The organism is Bacillus sp. AFS029533 (genome assembly GCF_002585125.1).
Lineage (GTDB): Bacteria > Bacillota > Bacilli > Bacillales > Bacillaceae_G > Gottfriedia > Gottfriedia luciferensis_B.
Genome location: NZ_NUQC01000039.1, coordinates 14505 through 35675, shown reverse-complemented (window position 1 = coordinate 35675; position 21171 = coordinate 14505). Strand labels below are relative to the sequence as shown.

At 31.1% G+C, this 21171-nt stretch carries 24 protein-coding genes; 6 read left to right on the top strand and 18 right to left on the bottom strand.

Features of this window, described 5'->3' with window-relative positions:
• Positions 1–132: 132 nt before the first annotated feature.
• Positions 133–285: a ribbon-helix-helix domain-containing protein gene (locus tag COE53_RS24120; protein WP_180242456.1), complete on the top strand. Its 153-nt coding sequence runs from the start codon at positions 133–135 to the stop codon at positions 283–285.
• Between the two features lie 172 nt (positions 286–457).
• Here the strand turns inward: COE53_RS24120 and COE53_RS19190 are convergent, their stop codons facing one another.
• From COE53_RS19190 to COE53_RS19175, 6 genes are all read right to left on the bottom strand, one after another.
• Positions 458–1483, bottom strand: a complete 1026-nt coding sequence (locus COE53_RS19190; protein ID WP_098948552.1) for a hypothetical protein — start codon at positions 1481–1483, stop codon at positions 458–460.
• A 355-nt stretch (positions 1484–1838) separates the two neighbouring features.
• The gene (locus COE53_RS24115; RefSeq protein WP_180242455.1) at positions 1839–2012 is read right to left on the bottom strand and encodes a hypothetical protein; all 174 of its coding nucleotides are present in this window, start codon (positions 2010–2012) and stop codon (positions 1839–1841) included.
• Positions 2013–2205: 193 nt separating this feature from the next.
• Positions 2206–2382 (bottom strand): hypothetical protein, encoded by a 177-nt coding sequence (locus COE53_RS24110; RefSeq protein ID WP_180242454.1) that lies wholly within the window; start codon positions 2380–2382, stop codon positions 2206–2208.
• Between the two features lie 85 nt (positions 2383–2467).
• Positions 2468–3592, bottom strand: coding sequence for a phage major capsid protein (locus COE53_RS19185; RefSeq protein WP_098948551.1), 1125 nt, complete (start codon positions 3590–3592; stop codon positions 2468–2470).
• 824 nt (positions 3593–4416) lie between these two features.
• Positions 4417–4854: a hypothetical protein gene (locus COE53_RS19180; RefSeq protein ID WP_098948550.1), complete on the bottom strand. Its 438-nt coding sequence runs from the start codon at positions 4852–4854 to the stop codon at positions 4417–4419.
• A gap of 21 nt (positions 4855–4875) precedes the next feature.
• Positions 4876–5766 carry a hypothetical protein gene (locus tag COE53_RS19175; RefSeq protein WP_098948549.1) on the bottom strand — a complete coding sequence of 297 codons (891 nt, stop codon included), beginning with the start codon at positions 5764–5766 and terminating at the stop codon, positions 4876–4878.
• Between the two features lie 232 nt (positions 5767–5998).
• On the opposite strand from COE53_RS19175, the gene COE53_RS19170 reads away from it, so the two are divergent.
• The gene (locus tag COE53_RS19170) at positions 5999–6628 is read left to right on the top strand and encodes an NUMOD4 domain-containing protein (RefSeq protein WP_180242453.1); all 630 of its coding nucleotides are present in this window, start codon (positions 5999–6001) and stop codon (positions 6626–6628) included.
• A 124-nt stretch (positions 6629–6752) separates the two neighbouring features.
• Here the strand turns inward: COE53_RS19170 and COE53_RS19165 are convergent, their stop codons facing one another.
• From COE53_RS19165 to COE53_RS19155, 4 genes are all read right to left on the bottom strand, one after another.
• Positions 6753–7331, bottom strand: a complete 579-nt coding sequence (locus COE53_RS19165) for a hypothetical protein (protein ID WP_098948547.1) — start codon at positions 7329–7331, stop codon at positions 6753–6755.
• Between the two features lie 159 nt (positions 7332–7490).
• The gene (locus tag COE53_RS19160) at positions 7491–7910 is read right to left on the bottom strand and encodes a hypothetical protein (protein WP_098948546.1); all 420 of its coding nucleotides are present in this window, start codon (positions 7908–7910) and stop codon (positions 7491–7493) included.
• 166 nt (positions 7911–8076) lie between these two features.
• Positions 8077–8250 (bottom strand): hypothetical protein, encoded by a 174-nt coding sequence (locus tag COE53_RS24105; protein ID WP_180242452.1) that lies wholly within the window; start codon positions 8248–8250, stop codon positions 8077–8079.
• A gap of 148 nt (positions 8251–8398) precedes the next feature.
• Positions 8399–9274: a tyrosine-type recombinase/integrase gene (locus COE53_RS19155; RefSeq protein WP_286162600.1), complete on the bottom strand. Its 876-nt coding sequence runs from the start codon at positions 9272–9274 to the stop codon at positions 8399–8401.
• Positions 9275–9691: 417 nt separating this feature from the next.
• On the opposite strand from COE53_RS19155, the gene COE53_RS19150 reads away from it, so the two are divergent.
• On the top strand, positions 9692–10033 hold the full coding sequence (locus COE53_RS19150) for a DUF3862 domain-containing protein (protein ID WP_180242451.1): 342 nt from the start codon (positions 9692–9694) through the stop codon (positions 10031–10033).
• Here COE53_RS19150 and COE53_RS19145 read toward each other — a convergent pair.
• From COE53_RS19145 to COE53_RS19125, 5 genes are all read right to left on the bottom strand, one after another.
• Complete coding sequence (locus COE53_RS19145) at positions 10015–10413, bottom strand: hypothetical protein (RefSeq protein ID WP_098948543.1); 399 nt, start codon at positions 10411–10413, stop codon at positions 10015–10017. The genes COE53_RS19150 and COE53_RS19145 overlap by 19 nt on opposite strands.
• Positions 10414–10561: 148 nt before the next feature.
• Positions 10562–13645, bottom strand: coding sequence for an MMPL family transporter (locus tag COE53_RS19140; RefSeq protein ID WP_098948542.1), 3084 nt, complete (start codon positions 13643–13645; stop codon positions 10562–10564).
• Positions 13646–13666: 21 nt separating this feature from the next.
• On the bottom strand, positions 13667–14179 hold the full coding sequence (locus tag COE53_RS19135; RefSeq protein ID WP_069032066.1) for a MarR family winged helix-turn-helix transcriptional regulator: 513 nt from the start codon (positions 14177–14179) through the stop codon (positions 13667–13669).
• A gap of 213 nt (positions 14180–14392) precedes the next feature.
• Entirely contained in the window at positions 14393–15304 is a 912-nt protein-coding gene (locus tag COE53_RS19130; RefSeq protein ID WP_286143658.1) for a DMT family transporter, read from the bottom strand.
• A gap of 14 nt (positions 15305–15318) precedes the next feature.
• A complete protein-coding gene (locus COE53_RS19125) occupies positions 15319–15873 on the bottom strand; it encodes a GNAT family N-acetyltransferase (protein ID WP_069032065.1) in 555 nt (184 codons plus the stop codon).
• 388 nt (positions 15874–16261) lie between these two features.
• Here COE53_RS19125 and spxA point away from each other — a divergent pair, with 388 nt between their 5' ends.
• The 3 genes from spxA to COE53_RS19110 all read left to right on the top strand — a co-directional run bounded on the left by spxA (position 16262) and on the right by COE53_RS19110 (position 17638).
• A complete protein-coding gene (gene spxA, locus COE53_RS19120) occupies positions 16262–16657 on the top strand; it encodes a transcriptional regulator SpxA (protein ID WP_069032064.1) in 396 nt (131 codons plus the stop codon).
• 101 nt (positions 16658–16758) lie between these two features.
• On the top strand, positions 16759–17172 hold the full coding sequence (locus COE53_RS19115; RefSeq protein ID WP_069032063.1) for an RrF2 family transcriptional regulator: 414 nt from the start codon (positions 16759–16761) through the stop codon (positions 17170–17172).
• A gap of 130 nt (positions 17173–17302) precedes the next feature.
• A complete protein-coding gene (locus COE53_RS19110) occupies positions 17303–17638 on the top strand; it encodes an IDEAL domain-containing protein (protein WP_069032062.1) in 336 nt (111 codons plus the stop codon).
• A gap of 203 nt (positions 17639–17841) precedes the next feature.
• On the opposite strand, the gene COE53_RS19105 is transcribed toward COE53_RS19110, so the two are convergent.
• From COE53_RS19105 to COE53_RS19095, 3 genes are all read right to left on the bottom strand, one after another.
• The gene (locus COE53_RS19105; RefSeq protein WP_084006707.1) at positions 17842–18750 is read right to left on the bottom strand and encodes an SH3 domain-containing protein; all 909 of its coding nucleotides are present in this window, start codon (positions 18748–18750) and stop codon (positions 17842–17844) included.
• Positions 18751–18967: 217 nt separating this feature from the next.
• Entirely contained in the window at positions 18968–20443 is a 1476-nt protein-coding gene (locus tag COE53_RS19100) for an MDR family MFS transporter (protein WP_069032061.1), read from the bottom strand.
• A gap of 338 nt (positions 20444–20781) precedes the next feature.
• Positions 20782–21030: a DUF3243 domain-containing protein gene (locus COE53_RS19095; protein ID WP_025671950.1), complete on the bottom strand. Its 249-nt coding sequence runs from the start codon at positions 21028–21030 to the stop codon at positions 20782–20784.
• Between the last annotated feature and the right edge of the window lie 141 nt (positions 21031–21171).

Genomic DNA, 21171 nt, shown 5'->3' with positions numbered 1-21171 from the left:
GTGTTCACCTCACCTTCACTGATTGTAATTTTAATATACAACACAACTCTGCAAAGGTCTAGACTTTTTAACATACTAATATACTTTTGTTTGAGTTATACTATAAGTAGACATATATCAAGAGGTGTTTATATGACCATAAAACCAACAAAAGGTGCTATAAATATTACTTTAGAAAAAGAAATGATTGAAAAGTTAAGATTAGAAGCAGCAAACAATAAACGTACTTTATCAAACCAAATTGCTTTTATTGTTGAAGAATATTGGAAGATAAAGAATGGGTAATGATTAAATTCATTACTCTTTTTTAATTCTATATTTCTTCAAACATTCTTTTTTTACAGGACTGGCTATTAGACAATATATAGGACTGACCATGGGACAATTTTCTGACAATTAGAGCCATAAAAAAAAAGAGACTTTAATAAAAGTCTCAAACGCGTTTGTTGATTTTGAATTAATTGAATTGATTTATTTCGTAATATTCTTGTCCTTCTGCAGTTAATTCTATTTTAATTAAATCATCATCTTTTATTATTGATACTAATTTTTTATCTTTTAAATAAAAAAATGCATTTTTATATTCATTATGTAATGTTTTAAAGTCATCTGAAGTAAAATTGAAATTGTATTTAGATTCATAATATAGAGAATTATAAAGATTAGAAATAATGGCTTCACGATATAATCGCCTTTGTGTTATTGACAATTCTCCTATATCTAAATCTAAGTTTGAAAGCATAGTTACTGTAAATGTATCTTGAATTTCGTCCTCATCTTCAAAGAATGTATCTAGATATTCTTCATTGTCATTCTGATGCTCTTTATTTATTAATTCTTTCAAAATATATTTAAAATCTGTTATTATTTCATCTCGTTTTACAAGATGGTTTATTTCTATCAGACGATTATAAATATCTTCATTAAATTTACTATGATCTAAATAAAATCTTCTAGACATTGGTATGTACCCTGTATTATTAGGATTAATTTCCACTGTGATTTTCCACATTAACAATAGACACCCAAAAGTTACTTCTGATTGATATAATTTTAAATCTTCTTTTTTTAATAAATTTAAATACGCATCAAATATATAATAAATTAGATTAACTTCTGCCCGTTCATTATATCTTCCACTCAAATCCTCATGCAGATTTTGTGAACGAACTTTAATGTAACTAGAATGTATATTAGGAGTTATATACAGTGAATTTTCAGAAACGTGTTTAATTATATCTACTCTGAAAGATGAGTTGTCAGTCCATTCTACTAAACTATCCTTCCTAAACTCATTTGTTACTTTAAAATAATCATATATATATGGAATAACTTTATAATAAAACTTCTTTAAACTTTCTTTATCTTTATTTTTCTTTTCCCTCCTTAGTGTTAGGAAATTATTTAAATTCTGAGTAAAAAGCGCACCCAAAACTGCTGATATAAGGGCTGAAAAAAATATTTTTATCCAAATTTCACTCATCTTACCTTTGTCCTCCATAAAATATAATATTTTTAATTGTACTACACAAAACTCTGAATCGTCAGTAAACTCCTCAAATTATGAAAATCTATATTTAGTACAATATGCTAAAAAATTAAATGATTAGATAAATACAACTAGTTGTTTTTATACTTAAAAATTAATAATTTACTTTAATAGAGCCTTTAAAATAAATCATTTCATTTAGGGAAGTTTTTATGAGCAGTTGGCAGGTGTAGGTATAGCTATTTGAAGGATTTTTCGAGTCTTAGGATGGGGGGATGAAAAAAAGATGCCACAACGGACATCTATACCTTTCTATGTAAATGGACAATAAAAACTTGCTCAATTATATTTAGCTTTCCCATCTTGCTAATCGCCTTTTTAAGTTTGCGATTTCCTCATCTTGCTCTTTAATTATTTCCTCATTGGCTTTCTCAATCTTTCTCCCCAAAATATGATAAGCTAAGAGAATTAAAAACATTATTGTCGATGGAGCATAGATGCTCCAATCTACTCCAAGTGCCATCGTCATTACCACCTTCATATATATTGACGTATATTAAATAATATTATATATCAACAATACAATGATATATATATATATTATTTATCTTATGTCCTCATACACCCCATATTGTTGTGTACTTATTAGTAATGTTATTACTATGTCATTCTCATTACTTCTGACTGTTTCTCCAAGCGTTATAAATAAAAAAGGATCAAGTATCTCTACTCAATCCCTTGAAATCAAACAGATCCAGCATCTCATTAGCATCTTTAAGACACTTCAAACATCTCTTTGTTTCATCAGTTAGATATGCACCTGATCCGATTAATTCAGTTAGTTTATCTTCAAATACTTTTACCCATTGTAAAACCTCTTGCCTTGTTCTCATTGTTATATCCTCCATATAGTAATGTTTTAGCTTAGAGATCATTTCTGATCATAATAAAAAGGGAGCTATTACTCCCTGTGATTGATTATTTACCTACATAAACTGCTAAACCTTGAGGCTCAGCCACCGAACCATCAATTTCAACATATCCAGCAATCCCCACTGCGTATTGTTTAGCGTATAACTCTTGTAAAACTTGAATTTGCACATCCTGAGTCATTTTTACTTTCATACAAGAAAAGTCTCCATAATACAGAGCTTTTTTACCCACTCCATTGACATCTACTGCATCAGAGATCATGACAGGTTTATCTAATAACAAGCCATTCTCAAATAGATTTAAAGGGCGACCTTGAGAATCTACCATTGATTTGATATAGCCCAAAGTAGCTGGATTCATCAGCCACGCACAATTAGGATCATAGTGAGCTGGGATCTTAGTCTGCATTGCAACTAACTCAGGATATGTGATTACTAGTGTAGTAGCACCAGCAACCTGTTGTGTAACTCCTGTAGCAAGTGATCCTTGAATCTTGCCAGCTCCACCTGTGCCCTTGATTAATTCATTTTCTAAGAATAATGAAATAGACTTAGCAAGAGCATTGATAACATATCCTAATACATCAAAGTTATCAGTACGATTAATTAATGAACGACCGATTTTAGTTAATGATCCAATAATTAACGATTTTAGAGTTACTGCTGAGAACGTTCCAGCACTCTCCACCATGTCAGTAAATTCTGTTTGGTAAGCAGTAGTATGTTGAGTAAAATCATAAATAGGTAATTGAAGATCCTCTTTTACCTTGTATAATTCAACTTTTGATAATAGTGGTGAAATGTTGATCACTTTATCAATAACACGAGATGCTACAGAAACAGGAATAATAGATCCATTTGATCCAGCATTTAAAGCTCGTACATCTCCTTTAATAAAATCAATAAATGCTCGTTCCTCAGATTCTTGTAATTTACGTTGTTCTTTTTCGTTCATGTGTACTTTATCTCCTTTTGTGATCACCATTCGATCCTCTTTTTGCATTTGGTTTAACTGTGATTCTCTTTCGATTTCAGCAATCTGTGACTTGATAGCCTCAATGCGATTTGTTTCTGACACTTTGAAATGTCGTTTTTCTTTCTTAGCGAGTGCTAAAAGATCATCCATCTCGTCTAATAGCTCATTTCTTAATTCCTGTTGGGCTTTGTTCATTTGAACACTCCTTTGTATTTGCCTGGTCTCACTGGGCTTATATTTTCACTGTTATGAAAGGTCTTTTTAAAATGATTTAGGTATTTAAATCAAAAAAGACTCCATCTCATTAAAGATCCCACCAGCCTACTGTTACTGATGAGATCTAAATAAGAGAGAGCTTTCCTTGATTGGTGGCCATAATTGACCATAATAAAAAGAGACCTACTGAGGATTAGTCAGTAAGTCAAAAGGTGATCCAATTTTTTAGGAGGTTAGGAGAATCAAGACTAACGAAAAAAGTAACGTTTTAATAGACTCAAAGAAGAAATCAAAAGAAAGAATAAATTAGAGGATTTAAGAGAATGAGAGTAATCTTAAATCATTGGTTATATTCTTAGTGCTGATCAACATTCTGAGCCTCAAAAAATATTGCTATAAAGGTAAATAACCCCTATATACTTAGTGCATGATTCGTACCTTTTTATCAGATCAATGTCATTACAAAAACAATATGTAATAATTACAAAAATATTTTCAATATGTAATATGCTCAATCCCTTGGTATGACTGGTTTTCGAGCCTCAAAATTACAAAAATACATAAATTACAACAGTTTTCTCATACTCTCTATATATCAACTTATTACTTTTAATATCTTTCTATATAAATATTATTACTTTTAAAAATAACTAATTATATATATATTTTGTAATAAATAAAGGTAATCCCTTTGATACCAAGCGTTTGACAAATTACAAAAAGCATTACAAATGCAAAAAGTCATTGTAATAATCTATTAGTTTTGTAATTTTGAATATAAAAAAGAGTAAGGATCAATGTCCCTACTCTGGTAATACGATATATTCAACTACTGTCTTTGGTTTGTAGTAATAGATTCTACCACTTGGAGAGACTAAAGGAATCTCTGTAGTATAATTTATATATTCCTCATCCATTTGAATTTTCCAGCCTTTACGCTTTAATATATTCTTAAAGGCTCTTTCATTATTGATCCCTATCCCTTTCTGATAACACTCCCAACAACCTCCTTGTCTATTTGATGTAAGATTATTAGGTATCACATTTGATACATGACCATTATTACATCTCATTTTGACAGGAGTGGAGGCGTTTTTCCAAGCTCCTATGACTTTATATCCTAATTCATCTGTAACCTTTATAAGCCTGTCCAATGATCCTGTTACCTTTGAATTATATTCTCCATCAGCTCGATATAATCTAACCTCGTTTAATAGTTTAATTCCTCTATATTTAATCATAATTTATTTCCTCCCTTCCAATTAATACTGACGTGGTAATGGTAAAGATTTATCCTCTGATACTAATTTAGATGGATATCTTACATAACCATCTTGACATTCCCATTTGAAATTAGCTCTTGTCATGCGATTGTATTTGACCTGTTCATCATGCGTTTTAACCTGTTCCCCTTGAGGAACGACTTTTTTAAGATTGGACTTTTTATCTTGATCTTCTGAAATATAATTCCAACCATAATAGTCTTTAAATTCAGCATTCATTCTGATCTTATTAACTGCCTGTTTAAGCGTCTTTCTTATAGCACCCTCTGAAACACCTCTCTCTTGAGCTAAGAGAGTGTTTGTCACATTTGATGTTAATTTATTAGCAAGTACATCAAACTGTTTCTGAGTCAAGCTACCAAGCTCTTGTAAGTCGTTTAACATTTTATCCTCAATCAAATGGTAGATACCTCTATCATGTGGATTATTGTTGAAATCATCTTTTATCCATCGCTGATGTTCAAGAATTTCTAATAGATCTATCTCAGATCCGTCAGGCTCTTTTTTCTTAGGTGATTTAATAGATTCGTAGTACTCCTTTTGCTCCCATTCTTTTATGAAATATGAACTTTCACCATTTGCCCTATGTCGCTGTTTAAATGTAGATCCTTTTTCTTCAAACTCTTGAGTATGCCTTGACCAGTCAATATTATTCAGATCATTTGTAAATTCATTTTCCCAATCAATAGGCTGGATCAATCCCTGTGCTAGTTTCTTTTTGTAGTAAAGAGCTTGTAAATTAACCTCGTCAGCCTGTGTCCATCCGTTTGAATAAATATCACCATTTACAGTGATATATTTTTGATCGTTTCCTCTTGCATTTGTGATTTTGACTTTATAGAAGTCTTTTTTATTAGAAGTGTTTTTCATGATGTTCTCCTCTCAAAATACGTTTACAAACTCTTAACGTGAGAAGGAGTTGAAATTCACAATTGTAAATAAAAAAAATCCACTATATGAAACCAGGCAGGATCAAAATAGAAAATATTAACTTGTCTTTTCAAGGGTACGAATTAAGCACTAATAATAGAGGGATCATATTAATTCAGTACACGAGATGCTGAAATTTGTTCCCAACATTAATTATTGGGAGCTGATTAAGTTGACAGTTAAGGAATTTATTCAAGGAAAAGGAAAAGAATATTTTATTAATCAAACATCACCTGAAATTTACAAAAAATATCAAGAGTGGTCTGTTATTAAGGAATTAGAGGTCTGCAGTAAACAAATATTAAAAAGAACTATTCAAAATGAGTTTGATTTAAGTGTAAAACCTGTATGTATACATGGAAAAACAATGAGAGTTTATACTGATATACCTAATCGACCAGCAAATAACGTGCCATTATTTATTGAAGGTGAAGAATGGGAAACAATCAATGGATTCGAATCTTATCAAGTTAGTACCCTGGGGAGAGTTAAAGGAAAAAATATGATCATTAAACCATCTGATAATGGGCTTGGATATTTGCAAGTTGGATTACGAAAAAATAATGAATCAAAATTCGTTTTAATTCATAGATTAGTCGCTCAAGCGTTTATATCAAATCCTCATAATCAACCTTGTGTACATCATTTTAATGGAGATCGTACTTGTAATTATGTGGGCAATTTATCTTGGGTAAGTCATGAGCAAAAATCTTACTATGCTAATTCTTATCAGAAATTGTTTAAAGACAAAAAATTAGTGTTCGAAGATAATCAATTTATATTAAAAAATAAAAATATATAGAGCAAAGATATTTTAAAGCAGAGCAGAGCTGATCTTGTAAAAGGGATTGGCTTTTTCAATAAAATAAAAAAAGACCACTTTTATGTGATCTTTGAATTCTCTTCTTATTCAACTAAAGCATGCGTTAGTTGAATAAGTTTATTTTATTGATGAAATCAATTTCAAATTTTAAATCACTCTTTTTCGTTTCTTTATTTGCTAATATATTTGTAACTATTGGAAAACGATTCTTGTTTTCCAAATAATGTTTTAACTCTAAAAACGTACTTAATGGGAATTCATTTTCACACCACATTTCTTTATATCCAACGATTCCAAACTCTAATAAAATAAGTTCGACTTCTCTTAGTACTTCTTTTAGAAAAACATCATAAGGACATTCTTGGTTTAATACCACTACACCATCTTCTTCATCATCTTCTTCATCATCTTCAAAGTAGGTAAGATTTATGTGTATATTCTCATTCTCTATATATTTAAAGTTCCAGTCTAACCTATCAGGTTCTGCATCCCAAAAGTAATACGAGCCATCCTCTTTATAGTCGCCTTCCGTATCGAATACTGGATGAATTACTTTTATTGCATTTAAAAGTCCACCTAATGCATCTGTAAGATAACCAGGACTAAAGCTAAAACTTTGGGAATTAATTTGTATATTAAAATTTGCCCAACCAGCCCCTCGTAATTTATATTCAAACTTCATAATTTCAAACACCCTTCTAATCTATTTTGAAACCAATTATATCATTCCTTATTGGACTAAACTGCCATTTTGTTCAATAAAAAAACGAGCTGCTAGCAACTCGTGATCTTCAACTAAAGCATGCGTTAGTTGAACAAGAAGTATCATAGTCATCGAAAATTAATTCCTTTTATATTTTATAATCTCTTTTACTAAGTTTGCATCTTGATTATTCAAGCTTATATAATTGAACTTATTCAATATATTCTGCTTAATTATGGCACCATTATTCGTAAACCAAATTAAAAAGCTATACGATTTTTCATTCTCAGGAACTTTTAACGATAATTGAATATCGTAATCTTGTAAATTATCTTTTGGTTTATTAATAGTTTTACCGAACAATAAAATCTCTTCTAATTTTGCTATCTTGGACTGACTTTCCACATTCACTCGTTTAAAATCTGTACTACTTTTACTGTTATAACCTACCCAAACTGCACTAGATGACTTTGTTTTATGCATTTTAACATATTGAAATCCACCTAAAAATAAGGTGAGAATTGATATAATACTAATTACTAGATATCTTTTTTTCAAAACTAATTACCTCCGATTCAAATAAAATTTGAGTATATACATACCATATTTTACCATAATAGTTAGGACGAGTTTTAAAAATAATACTGCACTGACATAAGAAAGAGCTACCGAAGTAGCTTAATGGTTGTTCAACTATTGCACTGCGTTAATTAAATATTAGCTATTATTTTTCTAGTTTACTATCTATCTCATTTAGTTTTTTAAGGATTTTATTAAGTAGTAAAAGTATATGTATCGGAAATCCAATGGCTATACCCACTAATGGAGCATAAGGACCAGCAAAAAAGATTGATACAAGTATTGCAGTTATATAAATAATTACAATTACTGTCGCCATATAAACACACCTTTTTTTGTAAATTATACCATGATTACCCATCTGATTTCAGGGCAAAACTGCCAATTTCTTATTCAACTATCCTGCCAATTAGTTGTATAAAAATTTCACCAAATTAATTTAACAGAGCTTTAAAAAAGAGTCCTTATCATGGGAACCCTTTTGAAAGTGGACTATTCATACCTCGTTGAAGTATCTTTTCGTCTTCAGTACCACGTACATATATTTCGGTAGTCTTAATATTTTCATGCCCCAGTAATCTCGATAAAGTATATAAATCAATATTATCTAACATACTTTGAGCATAAAACCTTCTAAAACCATGTGTTATTAATTTGACATCCAGATCAAGAGCTTTACCAACTTTTCGAATAATGTCTCTTGGAATCATGTATGACATTTGTTTTCCCCAAGTGGAATAAAAATAGTAGTTAGTTAAGCTGCTTTTAGAATTTTTATCTCGTGCTACAGAATACTTAAATAATTGTAAATGAAGTATGTCAGAAATAGGAACGAATCGTTGCTTATTTCCCTTCCCTTTTATTCGTATCATATTATCATAAACGTCATCGTTTTTAATACCACACAACTCAGAGACCCTAATTCCTGTTTCAGCTAATAGAGTAAGTATAGTTTTGTTACGTACACTTACATAATCTTTTCCATTGTAATAGTTTATCATCTCTTCTACTTCATTCTTGTCAAAAGTCTTTATTACAGTCTTTTCTCTTTTTGGTACTTTAACCTTTTCTACTGGGTTCTTTGATATTATTTCCTCATCTACTAGCCATTTAAAAAATGCTTTAATAATAACAACTCTCGTATTAATTGTACTACTCTTTAATCCTTTATCTTGGCAATAATTAATAAATTCCATTAACTTAAATCTATCAATTTCTTCAAGTTCTTGAAAGTTACCCCAATTAAAGAATAGTTTTAAATCCTTTCTACGAGCATTAATAGAGTTGATACTATGACCTTGTACCTTTGATTCTCTTAAATATGCGTTTAAATACATTTCCATCAAGAAATATTCCTCCTGTATAGGTCTTAAAAACCACCCTGTATCAAAAGTTCTGGCATCTTGATAAAATTACATAAAAAACCTTCTCACCTCATGGTATAACTGTATTTATCCCATCAAGATATGCGTAACATGCTAGTATATGACCGTTTCGAACGTCCATTATTCTTATTTGCAAANNTTCAATCGTTTTAAAGAACGTCATGAGGAATTAGAATTAGTTGAAGCGCTTGATGTTAACAATGAAATACAAGTTGATTAATTGACGTAGAAGACCGATTTTTTCGGTCTTTTTTTGTTGGTTTTTGACGAGGTTCTTCTTACTTATTTTATAAGTGCGCTTTTCTTCGTTTAAAAGGATAATTGATGAACTAGTCGAATAGTATGGGATATATGGAAAATATTAGGAGGTTTAAGATGAAAAGAACGATTAGAGGTATCTACTTAGGGACAGCAATCGCTACCGGATTAATTGTCTTTAGTGGCTGCTCGAATTCAACTGAATCGAATGAAGCTACAGGTAAAGCCGTTATCATAACGAAGGCAGAGTTCGATAAGATTCAAAACGGTATGACATCGAAGCAAGTATTCGAAATTATTGGCGGTAAAGGCGAGGTAATGAGCGAAGCTGGCGAGAAAGATAAGCCAGGATATACGATTCTTTATACATATAACGGTAAAGGTTCAACGGGAGCTAACGCTAACTTTACGTTCCAAGACGATAAGTTAATGGCGAAGGCTCAATTCGGATTAAAATAACAAGTGAATTTCGCCTTAATTGGCGTCTTTTTTTGAAGGCGTATCATTGACAATAAAGATGATTTACACTTTATTTCGCGTTTATCCATAATTTGGCTATAACTAAATAAATTAACCCTCGGGATTTCGCCAAGGTTTATTAAAAAAACAATTACACCGTATGCCATACCAAGAAACGTTTTATCTTTATCATCTTTTTGTTGTGAATTTGCTACTTGCTCAATTATAAGCTTATATAATTCTTTTCTTTGTTCAGTTGTGAAATCATTATACTTTAACTCTTCCTCATAAATTGAGAAAGTTTTAATAATGTCGTAAACATTTTGACAAGAAGAACTAGAGGTTTTAGTAGCATTAATAAACATTTCTTTAATATACATGTTTGTTCTCGTGCAAATTATACTAATATCTCGGATCGTTATCAATATCAACATTTACCTTTATCTGAACCAGAATCTTAATTAAAAAAAGCCGACCCCACTATTATTTCAATAGTTAGTCGGCATTTTCAAATAACCTATTATTCTATTAAATTACATGTTTTTCTGTATCAACATTAGCTTCCTTGTTTCTTGAAAATAAATTAGCCAATGCTTCTGGCAATGCAATCATTGCTGGTAAAAAGATCGGTAATAATATAAAGCAAAGGACTATAAGACCTGTTATTACCGCTATTGCTAATTCAAACAATAAAAGGATTCCAGATGGCATAAGTGTAGCAAATGTACCTCCAAGTATGATTACCGCTGAGATAATTACTCCACCAGTATGCTTAGATGCTAATACGATTGCCTCTTTCGGTGACAAATGAGTATATTCCTTAAATCTCATCATTAGGAAGATACTATAATCCACACCTAAAGCTACTATAATTATGAAAGAGAAGAACGGAACAAAAGAAGATATTCCTTCATATCCTAGCAAATCTATGAAAATATAATTGATCATAAACATAGCACTGTAGTATGCTCCTAAAAGTGATGCGGTGATAAATACTGGTGTCCAGAATGATTTTATCACTAGGAATAATACAAGTAATACCCCAATTATAACAATAGTTGTTGTTTTATTTAGGTCACTACTCAAAATATTGTTCATATCATTTGTTGTTGCACTCGGACCTGAAACACCTGACTTAGCATTTGAAAGTTCTGTGCCTTTAAGTCCACTTTTAACAGCTGAATTTATTTTATTGATCGTATTTAAAGATTCTTTTGAATATGGATCGTTTTCCAAAACAATCGTTAGCTTTGTAATCTTTTTATCTTTTGACATAAACATGTCGATTGATTTTTTAAAGTTCTCGTCAGCCAATGCTTCTTTTGGAATAAAGAAAGTTTTATTCGAATTATACTGAGTTAAGAAATCATTTGTCTTTCCTAATCCGTCAGATATTTTTTCTAACCCACCATTTACATCTGATAGTTTTTCCCCGAATGTACTAAATCCATTGATGCCAGATACTAGCTGTTGCTGACCTGATTTCATTTGACCAAGTCCATTTGATACTTTATTCATATTTGTGACAATTTTTCCGATTCCAGATGATGCATCACTTAAGCCACTTTCAAGTTTTTTCAAACCATCAGCCATTTGAGTTAAGCCATTACTCATACTAGAAAGATTACTGTTTGCGGTAGCAAAACCTGCAGTTACAGCATTATAATTATCATTTAATGCTTTGATTCCTTCTGGTGTAATTTGATTTAATGAAGCAACTGTTTGATCAATTGTTTGCTTTAATGATTGGTAATTTACATCATCTTTTGAATTCGCATAACTACTACCAAGTGCTGTCACCATTGATTGCATTTGAGAAATTGCGCCTTTTAGTCCAAGCAGTGCTTGTGCTGATTCTTGGTAATGACTTCCTAATTCTTTATAACCTGATTGCATTTTCACATAATTTTTTGCTAATAATGATACGCCACTACTCATTTTTCTTTGATTCATTTCGATTGTTGCTATTCCACTAGAGATTGTTTGAGAATTACCAGAACCATCGCCAATCCCTGCTTGAATTTGTTTTAATCCACCACTTAATGCTGTCACACCATTTTGTAGTTCCATTGTTCCATCTACCATTTGGTTAACCTTTGAAAAATCCGCTGATCCTAATTTATCTTGGGCTAAACTTAAACCGTCATGTATTTCGTTAACTCCATCTTTTGTTTTTGAAATACCATCAGTCACCGTACCCATTTGGCTATCAACATAAAAACTATTAATTTGTTTGCTTTCAGGTTGTGTTACTGAAGATACTTGCTTAACACCTTTTATGTTCTTAAGTCTTTCAGTAACATTATCAATTACTGCAAGTGATTGATTATTATCAAGCGCTTTGTTGTTTTCAATCACGACTGTTGCAGGCATTGCTTGACCTTTACCAAAATGATCTGAAACGATATTAAATCCTTTTGATGAAGGATATTTATTTCCCAATTCTCCAATTGTATCGAAGTTTAGCTTTTCTTTATGGAAATAGACCATTGGAGATAAAATCAATAATATGACTACTATTGTTATAATTGGTTTCTTTATAGCAAAAGCAGACGAATTACCAAAAAATTTGTTTTCTTTATGTCCACTAACATTTTTAGATGGCCAGAAAAGTTTTTTTCCTAATACTTTCATAATAAATGGTGTTAACGTTAAAATTTCTAGTAATAATATACATACACCTATTACAACTACTACACCTGATTTATAAATTGGAGATTCTGCGAATACAAGTGCAAGGAACGCAATAAACACAGTTAAAATACTATAGGCAATTGTTTTACCAGCCGTTTTATATGTGTTTACAATTGATTCATCAACTGAATGTCCAAGTGAGAGTTCTTCTTTGAAACGATTAAAAAGGAGTATGTTGTAATCAGTACCAACCCCAAAAAGAATAAGTACTAGCAGCATTTGAGTAAGACTAGTAATTGGAAATCCAGCTTTATCGATTAATTGGGCAGCTATTCCCATTGAACATAGGTAAGAAAATGCAACCGCAATCAAAGATACAAATGGTGTAACGATCGATCTAAACGCAAGAATAAGTACTACTAAAATAAAAATAACTGTTAGAGCAGCACTTTTTTCTACTCCCGCTTGTGAAGCTTTTAAATAATCATTATTGATAAAATCTTCACCACTTAGATAATATTCGACTGGTACTTTACTTAATTTATTATCTATTTCCTTTTTAATATCATCTATTTCTCTTCCGTTCTTATCTAGCTTATAGCTCACCATTAGTGTGGTGCCATCTTTTGAGACTAATGAACTTTTTGCATTTGGAATACTAAAAGGATCAATAATTTCCGAAATTCTAAGTTCTTTACTACTATCACGTATTCCTTTAACAGCATCTCCGATTTTTTCCATTTCGTCATTCGAAATTTTATTTTTATCATAAAAAACAATCAGATTATTCGTTCCTTTTGAAGTATCCATTTTTTTGAGGATATGATCTGCCATAACAGAAGGTGAATTACTATTCGCTCCTTCTTGCCCCTTATTCCGTAGAATTGCATTTATATCAGGCTGAAGAACTGTTAACAATACTGTTGCAATTAACCAAATTGAAAAAATGATCCAACGACCCTTTATGATTTTGTTCACACGGTCCCCTCCTTCATTAATTTATTTCTCTTTTTTTTCTTTTTCCTCATCAAGAAAGTACAATACATCAAAGAATTCATAATTATCCATTCCATCTGTCTCCATCTTTTTCTTAACAGCTGTAACTAATAATTTCATTCCTTTCTCTACAATCTCTTGTTCATCAGAGTCTAGAAGACTTAGTGCACTATTTAAGGACTTATTTGCAATTTCAGTAATGCTATCATGTATTTCTTCTGCAATATTTTCAGGTAAAGAAATCTCCACGAAACGTTTATCTTTTGGATTGGGTGTTTTCAATAATAGGCCTTTTGTAGTCAGACGCTCAACGATATCAGATACAGTACTTTGCGTCATTTTTAGATTTTTAGAAAGTTGTTTAATGCTCATTGTTTTATGAGCATACACTTCGCCAATAACTCTTGCTTGTGGAATTGTAACTCCATGTTCCTCCGAATGCTTTTGAAGGCTTTTCATTAAAAAACGCTGTAAAAAATCGATTGATTCACGAATAAATTCTGGTCGTTCTACCATTTAATCACTCCAACATAATTCTTCTAATTAAAATACATCTTATACGATGTATCGCACAAGATTTATATTATTTGTCCTAACTGCATTTGTCAATTTAAATACATATAACAGTCTGTATTCAAAAATTCATTCCATCTAATCTTAAAATTCGTATATCTATGTAAATTAGCCAATAAAAAAAGCAGTCGAATAGTTCAACTACTTTTAAATGTTTCACGCTTTTTTAGAGTTATATTGAAGGTTCGTTTTCTGATTAGGTTCTTTAATCGATAAATACACAGCTACAACAATTAGAATACTTCCAATGAAGAAAGAAGGACTAATTTCTTCATTTAATAAAAAATATCCAAATATCGTACCAATTAATGGTTGTAAAAAGAAAAATAATGATCCAGTTGAAGTATCAATATATTCAAATCCTTTGTTCCAAAGATAAAAGGCACCTGCTGTTGAGATTGTTCCTAAAAATATGACCCCCATCCAAATCCAACCATTTGTTGGTAAATGAGTTATGTGTTTACTTTGTTCAAGAAACGTAAATGGTAATGTAAAAATTACGCCAAATACTGTCGCCCAAGTTGTTACGGTTAATGATGAATATTTACTAGTCTGAACTTTACTTAGAACTGTATATAGCGCCCATGTAATTGCTGCACCTACTAGTATTAGATTTCCAAAATATGCGCCTAAATTTGACCCACCTTTTGGTAATCCGATTACAACGATTACTCCAATCGTTGCTAAAATTAACGATACAATCTTACGGCTATTAATTTTTTCTTTTAAAATAAAAAATGCAAATAATGATATTAATGCAGGTGAAGCTGAAGTAATTAAAGAGCCCATTGCTGCGCCTGAAAGCTTTGTACCAACAAATTGAAAACCAATTGAGCCAGTATACCCGACTAAAGCAATAACTGCGAGAGGAACCAAATCTTTTTTATTAATTTTCCAGCTTTTTTGGAAAAGACTGATTATCCCTAATGTTAATAAAGCTAAAAGAAATCTCATTTCTAGTAATAACCATGGAGAAATGCTATCTAATACTACTTTACTGACAACATAAGTCATACCCCAAATACTTGCGGCCAATGATAAATACAATGCTCCTTTAAAGAAATTCACTTATTTCCCAACTCCTACCTTTTATTCCAATCATTTTTCGAAAGTCCAAACATAAATTCAGTTACATATTGGCCTTTAAAAAAAGAATTTTCTATTATGTTCATTTCATGAAATCCTAATTTTTTTAGTAATTTAATTGAAGATGAATTTTGTTCTACTGCTATTGCGTTAATTTTTTCTTTATTTAATTCGTTAAATAAATAATCAAGAATCCCTTGTAATGCTTCAAAGGCATATCCCTTATTCTGGTACACTGGCTCTAATGTAAAACCGACTTCAACTTGATTTTTAGGATTTGATAAAGTGTGTACTCCAATATCCCCTATTAGTTGACCATCCATTTTATTTTCAATCGCTACTTGAACCCATGAGTTAGGAATATTCATTACAGCTGACTTTTGCTTTTCGATAAAATTAATCGATTGTTCGTATGTATAATTTTCCCAGCCTTGATAAATCGCCACAGCTGGATTTGAACGATATTTATAAAAATTGCTAACATCTTCATCTTTAAACCTTCTAAGCTTTAATCGACTAGTCTCTATTTCAAAAAATTCTAGTTTGCTCATATTCCACCTCTAAAAATTCTCATTCTATTTTAATTGTACTTTCTATTATACTTAGAAATTTCAAAATAAACTAACTTTTTACACTTTACTTTTTTAATTCTATCTATCGTAATTCCTATAATTCGTTGTAGAAATCTTTTTTATAGTAATAAAACATCTATATATAATAAAGTTTATTTTTGTAATTCAAACAAGTATAAAACACACTCCATCATTTAAACTCAAAATATAGTTGACATATTTAACTGTAAACAATAAAATTACAGTATACTCATATCAATTGAGTAAGAAAAAACCTAATTTGTTTTATTCGATAGTACATTTTTAACTATTTTTTTATTTCAACTGTAATTTTTTTTATTACATTTTATAAGGAGTGTGTAATAGAATGGTGAATCTATATGTAACACCAAGTTGTACATCCTGTCGTAAAGCAAAAGCTTGGCTAGATGAACATGATATTGAATATAGTGTGAAAAATATTATGAATGAATCACTTACACTTGAGGAGATTAAATCGATTCTTCGCATGACAGAAACTGGTACTGAAGAAATTATTTCAAATAAATCAAAAACGTTTCAAGAATTAAATATAAATATTGAATCGCTGCCACTTAATGAATTATATAATTTAATCATAAATAATCCAAAAATGTTGCGCATGCCAATAATCCTAGATGAAAAGAGATTGCAGGTTGGTTATAATGAAGATGAAATTCGTAGTTTTCTTCCGCGTAAACTACGAACATTCTCATACATTAAGTCACAAAAAGTAGCTAATTAATATTTTATTATTTAAACTGTCAGTTCGCTAACACATTTTATTACCGAACTAAATGTAAACACGAAAAATAGAAAGAAATTAACGATTTTAGGAGGCAGACCATGAATAGTGACTTCACTCTTGCCATTCATAGTTTAACGTATCTTGCGCTGCAGCCGGATCGGATGTCTACTAGTGATGCAATATCAGAGAGTGCCTGTGTCCATCCAGTTCGAATTCGAAAAGTGCTTAGTTTGTTAAAAAAGCATGGATTTATAAAATCGAAGGAAGGATCGGGCGGTGGATTTATTTTCGCGGTAGATTTAAAAGAAGTTAATCTATGGGACATTTATCTAATCACCTCTGAGGGGGCACTGCAACCTAAGTGCCCTGAATCAAATGATAAGTGTGTTGTTGGGGCAAATATGCAAAATGTTCTTTTTACTATTTTCTTAGGTGCAGAAAAACATCTTGGGGGATATTTAAAGCAATACACTATTGGGGACATAGTCGATCATATCAAAAGTGATAAGTGAGCAGCTAAATAAAAAGAAGGCTCTGCCTTCTTTTATCCAAAGTGTAATAAAAATAATTACAGTTCGTTTTAAGGGCTGTAATGATCACTAGTTTTTTAACTAGTAACTCTAAATAAGAAGGTGGAAAAAAATGAATTTAAATAATGATTCTATTTTAAAAATAGGTGACTGGGTTAAAGGTATATCATTGCATGGAGAATTAGTAATAGGTTATGTTGATTCACTTACTATTCTTGATGAAGTAGTAAAGGTAAATGTCATAACTTCAGATAATAAAACGACTGTTGGAAAGACCATTCAAATGCTAAATAGAAACGTAAAGAAAATGCCTGATTCGAAAGTGACAAACAAAGAACAGATTCACTTTCTAATTGACTTGGCCCTCTCAACGGGAGATGAGGATTGGTTTAATGAGCTATCTTCACAATTAAACTCAATGAGGCAACTTGTTAATAGCGTAAAATAAAGCTTATAAAACAGTAGTAATAAAAGTTCCTAAAGGTTGTCTATTTAGACAGCCTTTTTTAGTTCAAAAATCCTTTCAGATACCCTCCTTCTCTCGAACGATAAACAAGACGGTCCTCTTTAAAATTAATCATCATGACTCCTGCGAGTAAAGTTTGAAACGTAAAAAAACTGATCAAATCATTGACCAGTTTCAGGATCATATTAATATTGCGTTAATTTATTCAATGGTGTTTGAATAATTAGTGGTTTTTTTGCCGGATCTAACCATTTTAAAATGGATACTACATTTGTTTTAGATGTAGCTGTACAGCCTGCCGTATACCCTGAAGTACCAGCTACGTGAAAAAAGATTGCACTACCTTTTCCTGGGGTTCTCGCAGTATTGTAGTTAATAACAAAACCATAATCATATTGAGAAATATTCATCTTTTCGGCCGTTTTCCATCTACCGTTATTTTCTGATGCCAATTGCCAAGTATTATATAATTTACTATTTGAATCATCTACATATACATCATTTGAAGTAATTTTACGGTATGTCATTTTTGTACCTGGATTTGAATATCTACCGAATGCTGTTGTAATTGTATATTTCCCTTCAGGTGTTTCATAATCACCCTCATGCTTACTACTAATCATGCCGTTTTTCCCGATTACACCTGAATATGTATGTAATTTTTTCCAACTAGTACCGCTTTTTTCAAATGTTTCAATTAATGCATTTCTTGTACTTTCATTTGCAGCTGACACAATGATTAATTGCTTTGAAGTACCTAAAGTTTTCATTTTATTTACGGTTGTGGCAGAAACTGTCGTTGGGGCTTTTTTAATATATTTACTTGAAACCCATCCAGTTTTTGTTCCACTTGTTATTTTATACCAAGATCCACTTGTGCTTGTTATCGTAACTTTCGCACCCTTTTTAAGTGTGCTAATTACTTTATAACTAGTACTAGGACCGCTTCTTACATTTAAAACTGATGCAGTTACTGTACCGCTTATCGTAGCAGCTTCCACGGTCTTAATTGAACTCGGAGTACTATTTCCATAGAATAAACCTCCAGTTAAAATTGATAGTGCTAAAGTTGTTTTGCAAATACTTTTAATCATTAAATCAGCTCCATTGTAAAGTAAATCGATATTCGAGCTTTAATTATACATAACTAACCTTACATAATAAGGACATTTTTATTACAATTCAATTAGTTTTATAACAGTTCTCTTAAAATTGTAGAAATTATAAAAATTCTTTCGATACTATTTAAATTATAATCAAAAATGACAAAAAAAGAAGCCAATTTTTTAATATTGGCTTCTTTTATATATATTAATGTCCTACCATCATTGAAGATTTTGACTCGTCAAGATCTGCTTTTGCCGCATCTGTATCTTGCACTTTTGGTTTACGTAAAATAATTGCTAATAACGCTCCTACTAATGCGATACCTGCTGCTAGTAAGAATGTATCACCAAATGCTGAAATCATTGCATTTAGTGGATTCGTTGTTTTTGTCATATAATCCTTTGTACTAGAAGTTAAAAATCCAGCCATACCTGCTACTGCAAATGATACCATTACTTGCTGAGCTGCTGCAGTTAAAGGCGTTACACGACTTACTAAATGTCTTGGTGCAGATTGTAATACGTGTGTATTAATTGGCATCATTGATAATCCCATTCCAGCACCCATCATAGCAAGTGTTAACATAATAAATGTATTTGATGAGTCCACTGAAATTTTAGAGAAAATGAATAGTGCAGATGTGATAATTGTTAAACCAACTAACGCCATCGGTCTAGCACCAACTTTATCATACATTTTACCACCAATTGGCATCATTAAAGCAGATGCTAAAGCTTGAGGTAACATAATTAAGCCCGTTTCAAATGCCCCATATTGTTTAACTGTTTGTAAAAATAATGGAACAATTAAGAAAGAACCGAATAAAGCAATTTGCATAATCCACGTAATTAAAATACTTCTAACAAAATCAGACGATTTAAATACACGTAATTCAAGTAAAGGTTGTTTTAGGCGAAGCTCAACAAAGATAAATAGTAATAAAGCAACTCCACCAACAATTAAACCTGTTAATGTTCCTTTTGATGTCCAACTTGTTGAACTTTGACTAACTCCGTATGCTAACATTGAAAAAGCGATTGGAGCAATGATGATTCCTAATCCGTCTAAAGCAGGTACTGATTTAGATTCAAAATTAGGTAAGAATTTAGCTCCAATTATTAAAGCGATAATACCGATTGGTAAATTAATTAGGAAAATCCAATGCCAAGTAGAATACTCTACGAACCATCCTGAGATAACCGGACCTAAAGCAGGTGCAAGTAACATCGGTATTCCAAGCATCCCCATAATTGAACCGATCTTTTCTGGAGGAGCTAATCTAAAGATAATTGCCATACCGATTGGAGCAACCATTCCTCCACCGATTCCTTGTATTACTCGAAATAAAATTAACTGTTCAGGTGTTTGTGCTACAGAACAAAGAACTGAACCGATTGTAAAAAACAAAATCGTAAATAAGAAAATTTTCTTAGCTCCAAAACGATCAGACATCCAGCCTGCAAGTGGTATAACAGCTGATAATGCCAATGTATATCCAGTAATCGTCCACTGCATTTTTGTTAAATCAGATTTAAAATATTCGGTAATTCCAGGTAATGCTACATTTACTACCGTACTATCTAAAATAACCATGATCATCCCTACGATTACAGCCATCATTGGACCAATAATCGTTTTTACGCTAAACGGCGTGTCAGCCGAGTTTTGCTGATTATTCATATATTATCCCCATTTCTTCTCTTTTTTTGTAAAGCTGTATTGAAATTCGTTCAAATTTTCTATTCTATTTATAAGTGCAAAAAAACATTTTATGATAAAAGCGAAATTTGAACAGAAAGTCTATCATACAAAAAAACAATTAAAATGTAAATAGTAATTGTCCTTAATCCGAAAACAGTACTCACAATAAGTACAGTATAAATTAATCAAATGTCCATTTCAAGTTTAATTTTTAATTATTTTTGTTGATTCTTTGTTAACATACATTGTTGCTTACAAATAAAAAATAGCCCTTATGATTCTATTCACTGGGCTATTTTTTAATCACATTATTTTAATTATTTATTTTTAACATACTTCATCATTAGAGCAGCAATTGTATGTTGCTCTTGTTCATCTGCAACATTCCAGAGGTCTTTTAAAATTTGTTCTTCTGCATTTTTTGGTTCTACTTCATTTGCTAAGTAATTTCCTAAGCGATATGCCATTTCATTAATAGCACCTTCACCTACACCTTTTTCACCTGTTGCTTCTAATCGATCACCTAAAAAATCTTTCCATTGATCCCAGTTATCTAAAATTGACATCGTTTTTCACCTCATAATAATAGTAGTTGAAGATTACATAAATACTATTTACTTTTTTTGAAGAAATTATGTATGAATTAATATCCAGGTGACATTATCAGAAAATTAAAATAAAAAAGCTAATTAATTTTGCATAATTAG